The 15815-nt window shown below is 68.1% G+C and carries 11 protein-coding genes; 7 read left to right on the top strand and 4 right to left on the bottom strand.

The window, feature by feature from the left end:
* Positions 1-13 precede the first annotated feature (13 nt).
* The 4 genes from pgi (at position 14) to AGI3411_RS26330 (ending at position 4759) form a co-directional block, all read left to right on the top strand.
* Complete coding sequence (gene pgi, locus AGI3411_RS26315) at positions 14-1681, top strand: glucose-6-phosphate isomerase (protein ID WP_129530264.1); 1668 nt, start codon at positions 14-16, stop codon at positions 1679-1681.
* Between the two features lie 16 nt (positions 1682-1697).
* Complete coding sequence (gene galE, locus AGI3411_RS26320; protein WP_129530265.1) at positions 1698-2747, top strand: UDP-glucose 4-epimerase GalE; 1050 nt, start codon at positions 1698-1700, stop codon at positions 2745-2747.
* 184 nt (positions 2748-2931) lie between these two features.
* The gene (gene epsC, locus AGI3411_RS26325) at positions 2932-3879 is read left to right on the top strand and encodes a serine O-acetyltransferase EpsC (RefSeq protein WP_129530266.1); all 948 of its coding nucleotides are present in this window, start codon (positions 2932-2934) and stop codon (positions 3877-3879) included.
* Between the two features lie 61 nt (positions 3880-3940).
* Positions 3941-4759 carry an NAD-dependent protein deacetylase gene (locus AGI3411_RS26330; protein ID WP_129530267.1) on the top strand — a complete coding sequence of 273 codons (819 nt, stop codon included), beginning with the start codon at positions 3941-3943 and terminating at the stop codon, positions 4757-4759.
* A gap of 161 nt (positions 4760-4920) precedes the next feature.
* Here the strand turns inward: AGI3411_RS26330 and AGI3411_RS26335 are convergent, their stop codons facing one another.
* The 3 genes from AGI3411_RS26335 to AGI3411_RS26345 form a co-directional block, all read right to left on the bottom strand.
* On the bottom strand, positions 4921-5775 hold the full coding sequence (locus tag AGI3411_RS26335) for an inositol monophosphatase family protein (RefSeq protein WP_129530268.1): 855 nt from the start codon (positions 5773-5775) through the stop codon (positions 4921-4923).
* Between the two features lie 484 nt (positions 5776-6259).
* Positions 6260-7729, bottom strand: a complete 1470-nt coding sequence (locus AGI3411_RS26340; RefSeq protein WP_129530269.1) for an NAD-dependent succinate-semialdehyde dehydrogenase — start codon at positions 7727-7729, stop codon at positions 6260-6262.
* A gap of 148 nt (positions 7730-7877) precedes the next feature.
* The gene (locus tag AGI3411_RS26345; RefSeq protein ID WP_129530270.1) at positions 7878-9143 is read right to left on the bottom strand and encodes a 4-aminobutyrate--2-oxoglutarate transaminase; all 1266 of its coding nucleotides are present in this window, start codon (positions 9141-9143) and stop codon (positions 7878-7880) included.
* A gap of 96 nt (positions 9144-9239) precedes the next feature.
* On the opposite strand from AGI3411_RS26345, the gene pdxR reads away from it, so the two are divergent.
* Positions 9240-10757 carry a MocR-like pyridoxine biosynthesis transcription factor PdxR gene (gene pdxR / locus AGI3411_RS26350; RefSeq protein ID WP_425265378.1) on the top strand — a complete coding sequence of 506 codons (1518 nt, stop codon included), beginning with the start codon at positions 9240-9242 and terminating at the stop codon, positions 10755-10757.
* On the opposite strand, the gene AGI3411_RS26355 is transcribed toward pdxR, so the two are convergent.
* The gene (locus AGI3411_RS26355; protein ID WP_129530271.1) at positions 10743-11639 is read right to left on the bottom strand and encodes a DUF72 domain-containing protein; all 897 of its coding nucleotides are present in this window, start codon (positions 11637-11639) and stop codon (positions 10743-10745) included. The two genes, pdxR and AGI3411_RS26355, sit on opposite strands and share 15 nt — an antisense overlap.
* Before the next feature lie 155 nt (positions 11640-11794).
* On the opposite strand from AGI3411_RS26355, the gene AGI3411_RS26360 reads away from it, so the two are divergent.
* Positions 11795-13903, top strand: coding sequence for an ATP-dependent helicase (locus AGI3411_RS26360; protein ID WP_129530272.1), 2109 nt, complete (start codon positions 11795-11797; stop codon positions 13901-13903).
* A gap of 65 nt (positions 13904-13968) precedes the next feature.
* Complete coding sequence (locus AGI3411_RS26365; RefSeq protein ID WP_129530273.1) at positions 13969-14973, top strand: magnesium and cobalt transport protein CorA; 1005 nt, start codon at positions 13969-13971, stop codon at positions 14971-14973.
* Positions 14974-15815 lie beyond the last annotated feature (842 nt).

Here is a 15815-nt window from a genome sequence, read left to right on the forward strand (position 1 = left end):
GGAGCATCACGCGATGGGAAAGGCCAAATATGCGATTGAAGCGTTGAGGGCGAATTCCGGACTGGCGGACAGCCCGGAATGGCTGGCGTTTGCGCAGGCCGCGCAAACCGCCGAGCTGGAAGCCGGCGCGCTGAAAGTCATCGAGGCGGCGGGTTTGTGCGTGGACCTGACCATGCAGCGGCAGTCCCCGGCGCTGGACGCCGCGGCGTTGGCGCTGCTGCAGGCGCGCGGGCTGGCGGATGCCCGCCGCGCGCTGTTCGCGGGCGAGCCGGTCAACTGGACCGAAGGCAAGCCGGCCTGGCACACGGCGCTGCGCGCCGGGCGCACGCGCGAGCAGCCCGACGGCCAGGACGCGGATTCCGTGTGCGAGTATTCGCGCATGACGGACTTCGTCCGCAAGGTGGACCAGACCGCCGATTTCTCGACGGTGCTGCATATCGGCATCGGCGGCAGCGATTGGGGGCCGCGCCTGGCGATCCAGGCGTTTGGCGGGCAGTCGCAGCGGCGGCAGATCCGTTTCGTGTCCAACATCGACGGGCACGCCTTCCATGATGCCGTGGCCGGGCTGGATCCGCGGCGCTGCCTGGTGGTGGTGTCGTCCAAGTCCTTCACCACGGCCGAGACCCTGCACAACGCGCGCGCCGCCATTGCCTGGCTCAAGCAGGGCGGCGTGGCCGACGTGTCGGAGCACCTGGCCGCCGTCACCGCCAATGTGTCGGCCGCGCGCGCGCTGGGCGTGCCGTCCAGCCAGATATTCAAAATGTGCGATTGGGTGGGCGGACGCTATTCCGTCTGGTCGGTCGCGGGCCTGTCCATCGCGCTGACGGTGGGCGCGGACGTGCTGATCGGCATGCGGGCGGGCGCCGAAGCCATGGACCAGCATTTCCAGCAGGCGCCGTTCGCGTCGAACGCGCCGGTGCAGCTGGCGCTGTCGGGGCTGGTCAATTGCAGCGTGCTGGGGCACAACTCGCTGAACATCGCCGCCTACAGCGCGCGCCTGCTGCACCTCGTCACCTACCTGCAGCAGCTGGAGATGGAATCGCTGGGCAAGCGGGTCGCGGGCGACGGGGCCGCCGTCGGCGTGCCGACCGCGCCCATCATCTGGGGCATGCCGGGCACGGACGGCCAGCACACCTTCTTCCAGTGGCTGCACCAGAGCGAAGACGGCGCGCCGGTGGATTTCATCGCCAGCCTGCAGGGCCACGGCGACAGCCCCGATGCGCATCGCATGCTGCTGGCCAACTGCCTGGCGCAGCGGCAGGCCCTGTTGCGCGGCAAGTGCCTGGAGCAGGCGCTGCTGGACGTGGCGCACATCGACGACCAGGAGCGCGCACTGAGCCTGGCGCAGCACATGGTGCACCCGGGCGGGCGGCCGTCCACCCTGATTGTGCTGCGCCAGCTGGATCCGCGAGGGCTGGGCGCGCTGCTGGCGCTGTACGAGCACAAGGTGTTCGTGCAGAGCGTGGTGTGGGGGATCAATCCCTTCGACCAGTGGGGTGTGGAATTGGGCAAGCGCCTGGCCACGGGCATCGAGCGCGAGCTGGCGGTGCCGGTGTCTGCCGGCCTGGTGGATTGGGGGCACGACGCCTCCACCTCCTATTGGATCGACCGCTACCGCAGCCACGCGCAGGCGCCGCGTCCGCGCCATGCCTGGGTGCCCGGCGTGGCCGCGCACCTGTGACCGGGGAGGCCTGCCCATGCCGGATCTGCATGTGTTGGTGACGGGCGGCGCCGGCTACATCGGCACGCATACGCTGGTGGCGATGCTGGCGGCCGGCCAGCGGCCGCTGGTGCTGGACGACTTCAGCAACGGCAGCCGCGAGGCCGTGCGCCGGGTGGAACGTCTGTGCGGCGCGGAGATCCCGCTGATCGAGGGGGATCTCCGCGCGCCGGGCCTGGTGGAGTCGGTGCTGGCCGCCTCGGCGGCCCGCGGCGCGCCGGTGGCGGCGGTCCTGCATCTGGCGGGCAGCAAGGCGGTGGGTGAATCGGTGGCGGATCCGCTCAAGTACTACGACAACAATGTCGGAAGCTCGATGGCCCTGCTGCGAGCGATGCGCGAGACGGGCGTTGCGCGCCTGGTGTTCAGTTCCTCCGCCACCGTCTATGGCGAGCCGCGCTACCTGCCTTTCACCGAGGCGCATCCGCTGGCGCCGACCAATCCCTACGGCCGCACCAAGCTGATGGTGGAGGAAATGCTGCGCGACGTGTGCGCGGCCGATCCGGCCTTCAGCGCCGTCACGCTGCGCTACTTCAATCCTATCGGGGCGCACCAGAGCGGGCAGATCGGCGAAAGCCCGCGCGATACGCCGAACAATCTGTTCCCCTTCATCACGCAGGTGGCGGTGGGCCGCCAGCCTTTCCTGCGCGTGTTCGGCGACGACTACGACACGGCCGACGGCACGGGTGTGCGCGACTATCTGCACGTCATGGACCTGGCGCAGGGCCATGTGCAGGCGCTGTCGTATTCCGGGGGGCACCCGGGCTTCGTGGCGGTCAACCTGGGAACGGGGCAGGGCACCAGTGTGCTCGAACTGGTGCGCGCCTTCGAGCGCGTCAACGGCTGCCGGATCCCGCTGCAGGCGCAGCCCCGGCGTCCGGGCGACATCGAGCGGATGTGGGCCGACCCGGCCCTGGCGGCTTCGCTGCTGGGCTGGCGCAGCACGCACGACGTGGACGCCATGTGCGCGGACGGCTGGCGCTGGCAGCAGGGCAACCCCCAGGGTTACGAGTCCGACGCCGGGACATAAACCCCTCCGCCGTGTCGGAGGGATTCCGTGAAACGGGCGCGAGCGGTTACAGTTGACGGGAATATTGCGAAGCAGCATTGTCCGGCGGCAGGCCCGCCGGACGCTATACCGTCAGCGAGGCACCTCCCATGTTCGACTTCAACCTGCATGCCGGCGCGGCCGGCTCCCGACCGGAGCTCCGGCGATGAGCGGGCCCACCCATATTCCGCCGGCCCACTGGAACCTGGACAGCATCGTGTCCGGCCTGCGCGAGGCGCGCGTCGCCTGGCGCGGCCCGCGCGGCCGCCTGCGCGAAGATGCCGGCCTACGCGAATTCCCGTCCCAGGAAAGCCTGCGCCAGATCATCAAGGACCTCTGCGGCGCCTTGTTCCCGATGCGCCTGGGCCCGATCGATCTGCGCGAGGAGGTCGAGGATTTCTACGTCGGCCACACGATCGGCGCGGCGCTCGACGCGCTTTTGCACCAGGTCTGTCTTGAACTCCAGTACGTGGGCCGGCCCGAACAGGCCGCTACCCCGGGCACGCGCGAGCGCGCCATCGAAATCGTGCGCCAGTTCGGCGCCGAGCTGCCGCGTGTGCGCGCCGCGCTGGACCTGGACGTGACCGCCGCCTACCAGGGCGACCCGGCCGCGCATAGCGTCGATGAAGTCCTGCTGTGCTATCCGGGCGTGTCGGCGATGATCCACCACCGCCTGGCCAACGTCCTGTACCGCCTGGACGTGCCGATGCTGGCGCGCATGGTGGCCGAAATCGCCCACGCCGACACGGGTATCGACATACACCCCGGCGCCACCATCGGCAGCAGCTTCTTCATCGACCACGGCACGGGCGTGGTGATCGGCGAGACCGCCATCATCGGCGACCGCGTCCGTCTCTATCAAATGGTCACGCTGGGCGCCAAGCGCTTCCCGCCGGGCGAGAACGGCGAACTCAAGAAGGGCCTGGCGCGCCACCCCTTGATCGAAGACGATGTGGTGATCTACGCTGGCGCGACGATCCTCGGCCGCGTCACGATCGGCAAGGGCTCGACCATCGGCGGCAACGTCTGGCTCACGCGCAGCGTGCCGCCAGGCAGCAACGTGACCCAGGCCAGCCTGGTCAGCGACATGCCCGACTGCGGCCTGGGCGGTTGAACGCCGTTTTTTCCGCAAGCGCGGCCCCGTTCCACCGGGGCCGCGGCATATTGGAGTCAGGATGGATACACGAGTCTCGGATCTGGCCGCGCTGCGCGGCTTCGTCGACCGCCACCCGCGGCTGTTCGTGCTGACGGGCGCTGGCGTCAGCACCGACTCGGGCATCCCTGACTACCGTGATACCGAAGGCGAATGGAAGCGCAAGCCGCCCATGACGCTGCAGACCTTCATGAGCGGCGACCTGGCCCGCGCGCGCTACTGGGCGCGCAGCATGGTCGGCTGGCGCCGCTTCGGCCGGGTGCAGCCCAATGCCTCGCATCGCTCGCTGGTCCGGCTTGAGTCCCGCGGCCATGTCTCGGTCCTGGTGACGCAGAACGTCGATGGCCTGCACGAGGCCGCCGGCAGCCGCGAGGTCGTCGACCTGCATGGCCGGTTGGATCAGGTGCGCTGCATGGCCTGCGATTGGCGCGGCGGCCGCCACGGCTGGCAGGAGGCGCTGCAGGACGGCAATCCGGACTGGACGCTGCTGGACGCCACCGATGCGCCCGACGGCGATGCGGACCTGGACGGCGAGGATTTCGCGCAGTTCCGCGTGCCGCCCTGTCCGCGCTGCGGCGGCATCGTGAAACCGGACGTGGTGTTCTTCGGCGAGACGGTGCCGCGCGAACGCGTGGACCGCGCCAACGCCGGCCTCATGGGCGCCGACGCGGTGCTGGTGGTGGGGTCGTCCCTGATGGTGTATTCCGGCTACCGCTTCGTGACCGCCGCCTCGCGCAACGGCATGCCCATCGCGGCGATCAACCTGGGCCGGACCCGCGCCGACAGCCTGCTCACCCTGAAAGTGGAACTTCCCTGCGCGGTGGCGCTGGACGCGCTGTAACCGGGTTTCCCGGCGGCCGGTTTTTGACCGGTTTAAGCAAGTACTTGCCCCGCAAGGTTTTTTTTACGCTGTTACAGACCTTTCCAAAGGGTTGTCCACAGGAACTGTGGATAATTCCTAGGGATAACCCCGATTTTTCGACCTGAAACGGGGGCGGTCTGTCAAGTCTCGGCGGCCTCTGCCGCGTCCCCCATTAGCGCCTTGCGCGCCGCGTGCCAGCTGCCGGCGTCCGGCGCATACAGCAGTCCACCGGTGCGATGGGTCGGTTTATAGGGCGATCCGTCGAAGTGCGCCGAGTAGCCGCCGGCTTCCCGGTGCAGCAGCCAGCCGGCCGCGTGATCCCAGGCGGTCAGCTGGTTGTAGAACGCGATGTGGCAGTGGCCTGCGGCCAGGGTGCGGTATTCATGCGCGGCGCAGCGCAGGGAGGCGGTGCTGCCCAGGCGCGAGAGGTTGCTGTTGACGGCGGTGCGCAGCGGCTCGGGCAGGGCGCCCGTGGCGATGAAGCCGTCCATGCTCTCGGGCGGAACGGGGCTGGCCACGGCCAGCGGGGCCTGGCGGCCGTTTTCGAGTTCCATCCAGGCGCCTTCGCCGCGCACGGCCAGCGCGCTGTCGCGATTGAGCGGATCGTAGATCACGCCGGCGATCACGTCGCCCCGATGGCAGGCGGCGATCATCATGCCGAAGAGCGGCAGGCCTGCCACATAGTTGCGGGTGCCGTCGATGGGGTCGATCAGGAAAGCCAGATCGGCGTCGACCAGCATATTGAGCAAGGCGGGATTGCGGGCCGAGGCTTCTTCGCCGATCAGCACGGCGCCCGGATGCAGCCTGGACAGGCGCGTGGCGATGAGGCGTTCGGCGGCTTCGTCCGCGTCGGTTACGAGGTCCCGCGGGGAACTCTTGCCGCGCACCGCGCCTTCCGGCAGGTTGCGAAAGCGCGGCATGACTTCCGTTTGCGCCGTTTCGGCCAGGATGGCCGCAAGCCGGCGGGTGTCCTCGCGGGTAAAGGTTCTGCTCATTCGGGCTGGGCCTGTTCAACTGGGGAACGGGCAAATCTACCATGCGGGGGGGTGAAGGCGTGTAATGGCCTGGTGTGGGGCGCGTAGCGGCCTGGGTAGCAGACGTGCGTAGCGGCCTGGTGTCAGACACCCGTGCAGGCCAGCGCGGGTGCGCAAGCGCGTCTCATAGGGGTGTCAGACACCGGTGAGCAGCCCCCCGCGAGAGACGGCCTTCCAGTGTCTGACACCCTTACGGCACACACGCCCAGGTTGACGCGAATCTTCCCGGGTGTCTGACACCGGCGAGCGACGGCCTTCCAGTGTCTGACACCCTTACGGGACACACGCCCAGGCTGACGCGAATCTTCCCGGGTGTCTGACACCGGCGAGAGACGGCCTTCCAGTGTCTGACACCCTTACGGGACACACGCCCAAGGTTGACGCGAATCTTCCCGGGTGTCTGACACCGGCGAGCGATCTCCCCGTGTCAGACCCCTCAGGGAAATCAGGCCCCCAGGTCCACGCAGAGGTACTTGATCTCCAGGTACTCTTCGATGCCGTACTTCGAGCCTTCGCGGCCCAGGCCGGATTGCTTGACGCCGCCGAACGGGCCGACTTCGTTGGAGATGAGGCCGGTGTTGATGCCGACGATGCCGTATTCCAGCGCTTCGGACACGCGCCAGATGCGGGCGTAGTCGCGGGTGAAGAAGTAGGCGGCCAGGCCGAAGATCGTGTCGTTGGCCATGCCGATGACTTCTTCTTCCGTTTCGAAGCGGAACAGCGGCGCCACCGGGCCGAAGGTTTCTTCGGTCGCGAAGCGCATGGACTGGGTCACGTCGCGCACCACGGTCGGTTCGAAAAACGTGCCGCCCAGCGCATGCGGCTTGCCACCGGCGATGACGCGGGCGCCGTGCGCGGTGGCGTCGGCAATGTGTTCCTGCACCTTTTCCACGGCGCTGCTGTCGATCAGCGGGCCTTGCGTGACGCCGTCGGCGAAGCCGTCGCCGACCTTCATGGCTTCGACCTTGGCCACCAGGCGCTTGGCGATCTCTTCATAGACGCCGGCCTGCACGTAGATGCGGTTGGCGCATACGCAGGTCTGGCCCGCGTTGCGGTACTTCGAGGCCAGGATGCCATCCACGGCGCGATCCAGGTCGGCGTCGTCGAACACGATGAAGGGCGCGTTGCCGCCCAGTTCCAGGGACAGCTTCTTGATGGTGGGCGCGCATTGCTCCATCAGGGTGCGGCCGACTTCGGTCGAACCCGTGAAGCTCAGCTTGCGCACGACGTCGCTTTCGCACAGCGCGGCGCCGATTTCACGCGAGCTGCCGGTGATGACGTGGAACACGCCGGCGGGCACGCCGGCCTCTTCGGCCAGCACGGCCAGCGCCAGCGCGGTCAGCGGCGTTTGCTGGGCGGGCTTGACGACCATGGTGCAGCCGGCGGCCAGCGCGGGACCGACCTTGCGCGTGATCATCGCGGCGGGGAAGTTCCACGGCGTGATGGCGGCGGTGACGCCGATGGGCTGCTTGAGCGCCATCAGGCGCTGGCCGGCCTTGGGGCTTTGCAGGATGTCGCCGTCGATGCGCTTGGCTTCTTCGGCAAACCACTCCAGGAACGAGGCCGCGTAGGCGATTTCGCCGGCGGCTTCGGTCACGGGCTTGCCCTGTTCGGACGTCATGATGGCGGCCAGGTCGCGCTGGTGCTGCATCATGAGTTGCGCCCACTTCAGCAGGATCGCGGCGCGCTCCTTGCCGGTTTTGGCGCTCCAGGCGGGCAGCGCGGCTTCGGCGCTGGCGATGGCCTGTTCGGCTTCCTTGCGGCCGAGCTTGGGCACGGACACGATGGTCTTGCCGGTGGAGGGATTGTCGACGGGGATGGAGGGGCCGTCGCCGGCGCCCACCCACTTGCCGTCGATGTAGCAGGCGTCGCGCAGCAGATCGGGGCGCGCGAGGGATTGGGTCAGTGCAGTCATTGCAGGGATCTCCTTGAATGGAACGCGGCCGGCCAGGAAACGCTTGCGGGCGCCGCGGGTTTTCCGGCTCGATGGCCGAGCCGGAAAACCGCTACGCCCGCAATGGTCGTGCCTGCCGACCGGGAATCGGATGTTCAGGCCTTCAACGTCAGGCGGCCAGCGCCTCGGACAGGATGGCCAGCGCGCGATCGAACTGGGCGTCGGGAATGGTCAAGGGGTACAGGAACCGCAGGACGTTGCCATACACACCGCAGCTTAGCAAAATCAGGCCCTTTTCGATGGCGTGCGCTTGCACGCGCTTGACCGCTTCCGCGTCCGGCTTGCCGGTGGCGGGATCGTTCAGTTCCAGGGCGACCATCGAACCCAGTCCGCGCACGTCGGCGATGCCGGGGACCTTGGCGCGCAGGCCTTCCAGGTGCGTGCGCAGCTTGTCGCCCAGTTGGTTGGCGCGTTCGCACAGCTTTTCCTCGGCGATCACGTCGAGCACGGCATGTGCGGCGGCGACGGCCAGCGGGTTGCCGGCGTAGGTGCCGCCCAGGCCGCCCGCGGCCGGGGCGTCCATGACGTCGGCGCGGCCGACGACGCCCGAGATCGGGAAGCCGCCGCCCAGGCTCTTGGCCATGGTGATCAGGTCAGCCTGGACAGCATGGTGTTCCATGGCGAACAGCTTGCCGGTGCGGCCGAAGCCGGTCTGCACTTCGTCGGCGATCAGCAGGATGCCGTGCTCGTCGCAGACCTTGCGCAGCGCCGTCATCAGTTCGGGCGGGGTGATGTTGAAGCCGCCTTCGCCCTGCACCGGCTCGATGATGATGGCCGCGACCCGCTTGGGGTCGATGTCGCACTTGAACAGCAGGTCCAGCGCCTTGAGCGAATCCGCCACGGTGATGGACTGGGTCGCGTTGGGGAACGGCACGTGGTAGATGTCACCGGGCATCGGGCCGAACGACAGCTTGTACGGGGCGACCTTGCCGGTCAGCGCCATGCCCAGCATGGTGCGGCCGTGGAAGGAGCCGGAGAAGGCGATGACGCCCGAGCGGCCGGTGGCGGAACGCGCGATCTTGACGGCGTTTTCGACGGCTTCCACGCCGGTGGTGAAGAAGGCGCTCTTCTTCAGGCCGTCGATGGGCGCCAGGCGGTTGATGCGCTCGGCCAGCGAGATATAGCCTTCGTACGGCACGATCTGGTAGGCCGTGTGCGTGAAGTTGTCCAGCTGGGCGGCAACGGCGGCCTTGATCTTCGGATGCAGGTGGCCGGTGTTCAGGACGGCGATGCCGCCCGCGAAATCGATGTATTCCTTGCCGTTGGCATCCCACAGCGTGGCGTTTTCGGCGCGCACCGCGTAGAAGTCGCACATGACGCCGACGCCACGGGGCGTGGCCAGGGAACGGCGGGTATTCAGGTCCTGATTCTTCATCTCAGCCTCGCAGAGCGTGATGGGCGGTAAAAACCTTATTTAATGCTACGATGGCTCCATTTGTGGGAACCACTTTGATAAATCAGGTAGAACCAATTGCGTTCCATCGTTGGTGACTTGCTGCTGCTGCGCCTGGCCGACGGCTCCAGCGAGCCGATGAACAAGCGTTTGTACCAGGGTATCCGGGAAGCGATCCTGGACGGGGCCATTGCCGCCGACTCGCGATTGCCGGCCACGCGCGACCTGGCCGCCGAGCTCGGCATCGCCCGCAACACCGTGGTCCACGTCTATAGCCAGCTCCTGGCCGAAGGCTACACCCGCAGCCGCCAGGGCAACGGCACGTTCGTCAATGCCTCCGTTCCGGATTCCTACCTGGCCAGCGGCCGGCGGCGGCGCCTGCCCCCTCCGGCCCAACCGCGCCCGGTGCTATCCCCGCGCGGCGCGGCCATTGTCGACGGCGTGTCGGCGTCGCCTTACCAGTGGGGGGCCTTCATGCCCGGCGTGCCCGACCTGACCGAGTTCCCGCACAAGAAGTTCGGGCGCATCTTCAGCGCCCTGTGGCGCAATCCCTCGCCCGACCTGCTGACCTACGCCTACGGCGGCGGCCTGCCGGCGCTGCGCGAGGCGCTGGCGCAGCATCTGGCGCTGACCCGCTCCATCGATTGCGATCCCGAGCAGATCATCATCACCGAGGGCTCGCACCAGGCCATCGACCTGGCCACCCGCATCCTCGGCGAGGCCGGCGAGACCGCGTGGGTCGAGGATCCGGGCTACTGGGGCGCCCGCACCATCCTACAGGCCAACGGCCTGCATACGGTGCACCTGCCGGTGGACGAAGAGGGCATGCGGCTGCCCGAGACCGTCACCACGCCGCCGCGCTTCATTTTTGTTACCCCCTCGCACCAGTATCCGCTGGGCCCGGTCATGTCGCTGGCCCGCCGGCGGCAACTGCTGGCGGTGGCGCGCCAAAGCGGCAGTTGGATCATCGAGGACGACTACGACAGCGAGTTCCGCTTTTCCGGTCGGCCCATCGCCTCGCTGCTGGGGCTGGAGCCCGACGCGCCCGTCATCTATATGGGTACCTTCAGCAAGACCCTGTACCCGGGCTTGCGCGTCGGCTACCTGGTGCTGCCCAAGACGCTCACGGCCGCGTTCCAGGCCGCGCACGCGGAGCTCTACCGCGAAGGCCACCTGATGACGCACGCCGCGCTGGCCACCTTCATCTCCGAAGGCCATTACGCGGCCCACATCCGCCGCATGCGCATGCTGTACGGGCGCCGCCGCGCCATGCTCGTCAACCTGATCGAACGGCGGCTGGGCCCCGACTGGCTTCATCGCGACGCCAGCATGGCGGGCCTGCACCTGGTGTTGACCCTGCCGCCGGACATGGACGACCTGCGCGTGGTGGACGTGGCGCGCAGCAAGGGCGTGCTGACGCGGGCGCTGTCGCGCTATTACGTCAACGACGAAGGACGCCGCCCCGGCCTGCTGCTGGGCTATGCCTGCGTTCCGGAGAACGAGATCGCGCGCAAGTTCGAGGTGCTGCTGGAAAGCCTGGCCGACGTGGCGCGCGCGCCCGCGCGGGCAGCCGTGGCGCAGTCAGGCCGGCGCTAGCGCCGCCGCGAAGGCCGCGGCGTTGCGCATGCCCTGGTCTTCGAAATTGGTGTTGAACACTGCGTGCGCCTGGGCGCTTTGCGCCGCCAGCCGCGAGAAGCGCTCGGCCAGCTCGGCCAGTTCCTGTTGCGTGTATTCGTACTGGAAGCGTCCTGATGACGCCGTGCCCGATACGTTCCAGGCGGCCGCGTTGCGCCCGTGCAGGCGCAGCAGTGCCAGGTCGGGATGCGTGCATTCCCAGACGGCCGGCACGGTGTTGTCGAACCCCTGAGGGGCATCGACCACCGTATGCGCGACGCCCAGTTCGCGTTCGAACGCCAGGGTGCCGGCGGTGGCCGCCGGCGTGCCGAACCAGCTGCCGTGCCGGAATTCCACCGACACCAGGTGTTCTTCCAGGCGCCGCGCGCAGTCGGCCACCCGCGCCATGCCGCGCGCGTCGCGCCGGATCCAGGGCGGAAACTGGAAATGCACCGCGCCCAGCTTGCCGGGCAGCCGCAGCGGTTCCAGCGCGAGCTGGAACCGGCGCCACAGTTCATCGCGCAGGTCTGGGGGCATGCGGTCATGGTAGATGACGGGATCCGGCCAGCCGGAAAGCTCGCGGCGGATGTCGGCCGGCAGTGCGGAAAGCGGCGTCTGGTGCCCGGTGAACAGCCGGAAGGCCTTGATATTGAAGACGAATCCGTCAGGTGTGCGCTGGTCCCAAAGATAAGCGTTTTCCGCCGTGGGCATGGCGTAGTAGCTGGAATCGATCTCCGCCATGGAAAAGCGCGACGCATAGAAGCGCAGCCGGGCTTCGGCGCTGCGGACCTCGGGCGGGTAGAAGCGTCCGCAAGCCAGCAGGGTCGGGTCGGTCCAGGAAGCGGTGCCGGTCAGGAGGCTCATGGGGGCAGGGCGCGCAGAGGCGGGCGGGGCGCCGCCGGGCGGGCACGGGATCGGACGGAAAGCAAAAAATTCTGTATAAATATACAGTGTCCATCCCAAGCCGGGCAACGCCCTGGCTGCTTATTTGCGAGGCCGCCGCCGGCGGCCCCCGTTCCATGTCCGACCCGACCCGCCTGCCGTCCCCGTCCACCTCCGACCGTCCCGATCCCATGGCCGATCTCAATCCCGCCCAGCGCGAAGCGGCCGAGTTCGGCGTGGCCGGCGCGCCCGGGGACGACGGCCCCTTGCTGGTGATCGCGGGCGCCGGTTCGGGCAAGACCAATACGCTGGCGCACCGCGTTGCGCACCTGATCCTGAACGGCGCCGATCCGCAGCGCATGCTGCTCCTGACGTTCTCCCGTCGCGCGGCGCTGGAAATGGACCGGCGGGTGGGTTCGGTGCTGCAGCGGGTGATGAACCTGCGCGCCACGCAACAGCCGCCATCGCTGCCCTGGGCGGGCACCTTCCACGCGATCGGCGCGCGGCTGCTGCGCGACTGCGCGCAACGGATCGGCCTGTCCGACGTCTTCACCATCCATGACCGTGGCGACGCCGAAGACCTGATGGGCATGGTCCGCCATGAGCTGGGTCTGTCGTCCACCAAATCCCGCTTTCCGCTCAAGGGCACCTGCCTGGCCATCTATTCGCGCGTGGTCAACAGTCAGGCGCCCGTGGCCGACGTACTGAAAACCTCCTTCCCCTGGTGCGCCCAATGGGAGGACGAGCTCAAGAACCTGTTCCGGGCCTATGTGGCGGCCAAGCAGGACCAGCAGGTCCTGGACTACGACGACCTGCTGCTCTATTGGGCCGAGATGATGTCGGATCCGGGGATCGCGGCCGACGTCGGCGCACGCTTCGACCACGTGCTGGTGGACGAATACCAGGACACCAACCGTCTGCAGGCGGCCATCCTGCTGGCGATGAAACCCGACGGGCGCGGCCTGACGGTGGTGGGCGACGATGCGCAATCCATCTATTCGTTCCGCGCGGCCACGGTGCGCAACATCCTGGACTTTCCGGCCCAGTTCCCCAAGCCCGCGCGCGTCATCACGCTGGACCGCAACTACCGTTCCACCCAGCCGATCCTGAACGCGTCCAACGCCGTCATCGGCCAGGCGACGGAACGCTACGCCAAGGACCTCTGGACCGACCGGCAGTCGTCCCAGCTGCCCGAGCTGGTGACGGTCAGCGACGAAGCCGGGCAGGCGCGCTGGGTGGCCGACCAGGTGCTGGCGCAACGCGAAGGCGGGGCCGCGCTCAAGTCGCAGGCCGCGCTGTTTCGCACCGCCAGCCACAGCGCCGCGCTGGAACTCGAACTGACCCGCCGCAACATTCCTTTCGTGAAATTCGGCGGCCTGCGCTTTCTGGAGGCCGCGCACGTGAAGGACCTGCTGTCGCTGCTGCGCTGGGCCGAGAATCCGCGCGGGCGCATGGCCGGTTTTCGCGTGGCGCAATTGCTGCCGGGCGTCGGCCCGGCCACCGCGGGCAAACTGATGGACGCCATGTCCGCGTCGCCGGAACCCCTGCGTGCGCTGCGCGAATTCAAGCCCGGCGCGGCGGCGCAGGAAGCGTGGCGCGGGTTCGCCGATACCTACGCGGCGCTGTGCGATCCTGGACTGAAATGGCCGGCCGATGCGGACCTGGCCTTGCGCTGGTACGCGGGGCAGCTGGAGCGCCTGTACGACGACGCGCGCGTGCGCCGGGCGGATCTCGACCAGCTGCTGCGCATCGCATCGGGCTACCCATCGCGCGAACGCTTCCTGACCGAACTGACGCTGGATCCGCCGGACGCCACCAGCGACGAATCGGGCGCGCCGCTGCGCGACGAGGACTACATGATCCTGTCCACCATCCACTCCGCCAAGGGGCAGGAATGGAAGGCGGTCTACGTGCTGAACGTGGTGGACGGCTGCATCCCGTCCGACATGAGCACCGGCACGGCCGAAGAGATCGAAGAGGAACGGCGCCTGCTGTACGTGGCGATGACGCGCGCCAAGGAACGCTTGCAGCTCATCGTGCCGCAGCGCTTCTATGTGCACCAGCAGACCGGCATGGGCGACCGCCATGTCTACGGGTCGCGCACCCGTTATATCTCGAACGCGATGCTGCCGCTGTTCGATCACCTGCCCAAGCCGCCGGATCTGCCCGCCGGACGCGGCGCGCCGAAGGAACCGCAGGCGCCCAGCGTGGACGTGGCCCGCCGGGTGCGCAATCTGTTCTCGTAGAACGGGCTATCATCGCCCGATACGCATAAGCTGTCCGGCAGGGATCGCATTGTCAGAGGGTGTTTATGTCTACTGAAGAACGCGCCGCCGACGCGCCGAAGGGCGAGGTCGTCGCGTCGATCGCCTACATCAACGGACGGCGGGAACGCGAGGTCCCCATCGACGAGGTCGGGCAGTACGTCGCCCAGGGCCACGGCATGCTCTGGATCGGCCTGCGCAATCCCGGTCCCGAACTGCTGACCAGGGTCGCGAGCGAACTCGGCGCCTGCGACAAGAACCAGGAAGAGATGCTGGAAACCCACCGGCGGCCGAAGATCATCGACTACGGGAATATGGTTCTCATCGTGGCCATCACGGTGGAGGTCGAGGCCGAGCGTCCCATCTTCGGCGAAACCCAGTTCCTCATCGGCGACGGCTTCCTGGTCACGGTGCGTCGCGGCGCCACGGCGGGCCATAGCCCCTTGCGCGAACGGCTGGAAGCCTCGCCCGACCTGCTCAAGCGCGGCAGCGATTACGTGGCGTCCGAACTGCTGGACTGGCTGGTCGACCGCTATGTTGCGGCGGCCGGCAAGATCGAGACGGTGGTGGAGGGCGCCGAGCAGAAGCTGCTGATCCGCGGCGCCAAGGACTCGGATATCCGCAGGCTGTACCGGCAGCGCCGCGACCTGCTGCGCATCCACACGGTGGTGTCGCCGCTGGCAGAGATCTGCCGCCGCCTGGCGCGGGTGGAAATGTCGGCCGTGGACGAGCACGCCCGGCCGTATTTCGGCGAGGTGGCCGACCGCGTGCTGCGCGTGGACGAACTGTTCAACTCCCTGCGCGAATCCCTGGCGTTCGCGTTCGAAGCCAGCCTCATGATCGGCCAGGCGGCGCAGAACGATACCACCCGCAAGCTGGCCTCCTGGGCCGCCATCCTGGCGGTGCCCACCGCCATTGCCGGCATTTACGGCATGAACTTCGAATTCATGCCCGAACTGAAAACCCCCTGGGGCTATCCCGTCACGCTCGGGGTCATCGCCTCGGCCTGTTCCATCCTGTACTGGCGATTCCGCAAATCCGGCTGGCTATAAAGCCGCGCGGCGTGCAGAGGCAAGTGTCTGACACCGGGTTCGGTTCCCGGGCCGCGCAGCGCAGATATCCAAGTGTCTGACACCCGTACGAGACACCCACACGAATTGAGGCCGACGCTCCCGGGTGTCTGGCATCAGCTCCGGTTCCCTGGTCGCCAGCCCGCGCAGCGTAGATATCCAAGTGTCTGACACCCGTACGAGACACCCGCAGGAATTGAGGCCAACGCTCCCCGGGTGTCTGACATCGGGTTCAGTTCCCGGGCCGCCAGCCACGTCGTGTGCCCGGGATGCGCGGGTCCACGATTGCGGTCCGGAGCCTTCGCTCCGGACTTCCCCTGCGTCATCCTCGTTGTCGCCTGCGGCGACTGCCTTCGGATTCCCTCGGGCTTATCGACGCCCCGCGCATCCCAGTCCCCCGCCGCGTCCGGCTCGGGCGGCGTTGATTCCTCGGCCGCCGGGGCGATTGGTGTGCTTGGGTTTTAGCCAACGGCGGTTTTGCCGCGGACGATCTTGCGTCGCCCGCCCCAGGCCGGCCGCGCGGGCGGCCTTTTGGGGCTTGCAGTGTCTTGCGGCTGAGGCCGTGCGCAGCGTGGATATCCAAGTGTCTGACACCCGTACGAGACACCCGCAGGAATTGAGGCCGGCGCTCCCGGGTGTCTGACACCGCGTTCGATTCCCGGGCCGCCAGCCACGTCGGGGGCCCGGGATGCGCGGGTCCACGATTGCGGTCCGGAGCCTTCGCTCCGGACTTCCCCTGCGTCATCCTCGTTGTCGCCTGCGGCGACTGCCTTCGGATTCCCTCGGGCTTATCGACGCCCCGCGCATCCCAGTCCCCCGCCGCG

This window comes from Achromobacter agilis, assembly GCF_900496965.1.
GTDB classification, from domain to species: domain Bacteria; phylum Pseudomonadota; class Gammaproteobacteria; order Burkholderiales; family Burkholderiaceae_B; genus Achromobacter; species Achromobacter agilis.

Excerpts from the sequence above, each read along its gene's own strand:
- pgi (WP_129530264.1), top strand. The coding sequence starts at position 14 with ATGGGAAAGGCCAAATATGCGATTGAAGCGTTGAGGGCGAATTCCGGA.
- galE (WP_129530265.1), top strand. The coding sequence starts at position 1,698 with ATGCCGGATCTGCATGTGTTGGTGACGGGCGGCGCCGGCTACATCGGC.
- epsC (WP_129530266.1), top strand. The coding sequence starts at position 2,932 with ATGAGCGGGCCCACCCATATTCCGCCGGCCCACTGGAACCTGGACAGC.
- AGI3411_RS26330 (WP_129530267.1), top strand. The coding sequence starts at position 3,941 with ATGGATACACGAGTCTCGGATCTGGCCGCGCTGCGCGGCTTCGTCGAC.
- AGI3411_RS26335 (WP_129530268.1), bottom strand. The coding sequence starts at position 5,775 with ATGAGCAGAACCTTTACCCGCGAGGACACCCGCCGGCTTGCGGCCATC.
- AGI3411_RS26340 (WP_129530269.1), bottom strand. The coding sequence starts at position 7,729 with ATGACTGCACTGACCCAATCCCTCGCGCGCCCCGATCTGCTGCGCGAC.
- AGI3411_RS26345 (WP_129530270.1), bottom strand. The coding sequence starts at position 9,143 with ATGAAGAATCAGGACCTGAATACCCGCCGTTCCCTGGCCACGCCCCGT.
- AGI3411_RS26355 (WP_129530271.1), bottom strand. The coding sequence starts at position 11,639 with ATGAGCCTCCTGACCGGCACCGCTTCCTGGACCGACCCGACCCTGCTG.
- AGI3411_RS26360 (WP_129530272.1), top strand. The coding sequence starts at position 11,795 with ATGTCCGACCCGACCCGCCTGCCGTCCCCGTCCACCTCCGACCGTCCC.
- AGI3411_RS26365 (WP_129530273.1), top strand. The coding sequence starts at position 13,969 with ATGTCTACTGAAGAACGCGCCGCCGACGCGCCGAAGGGCGAGGTCGTC.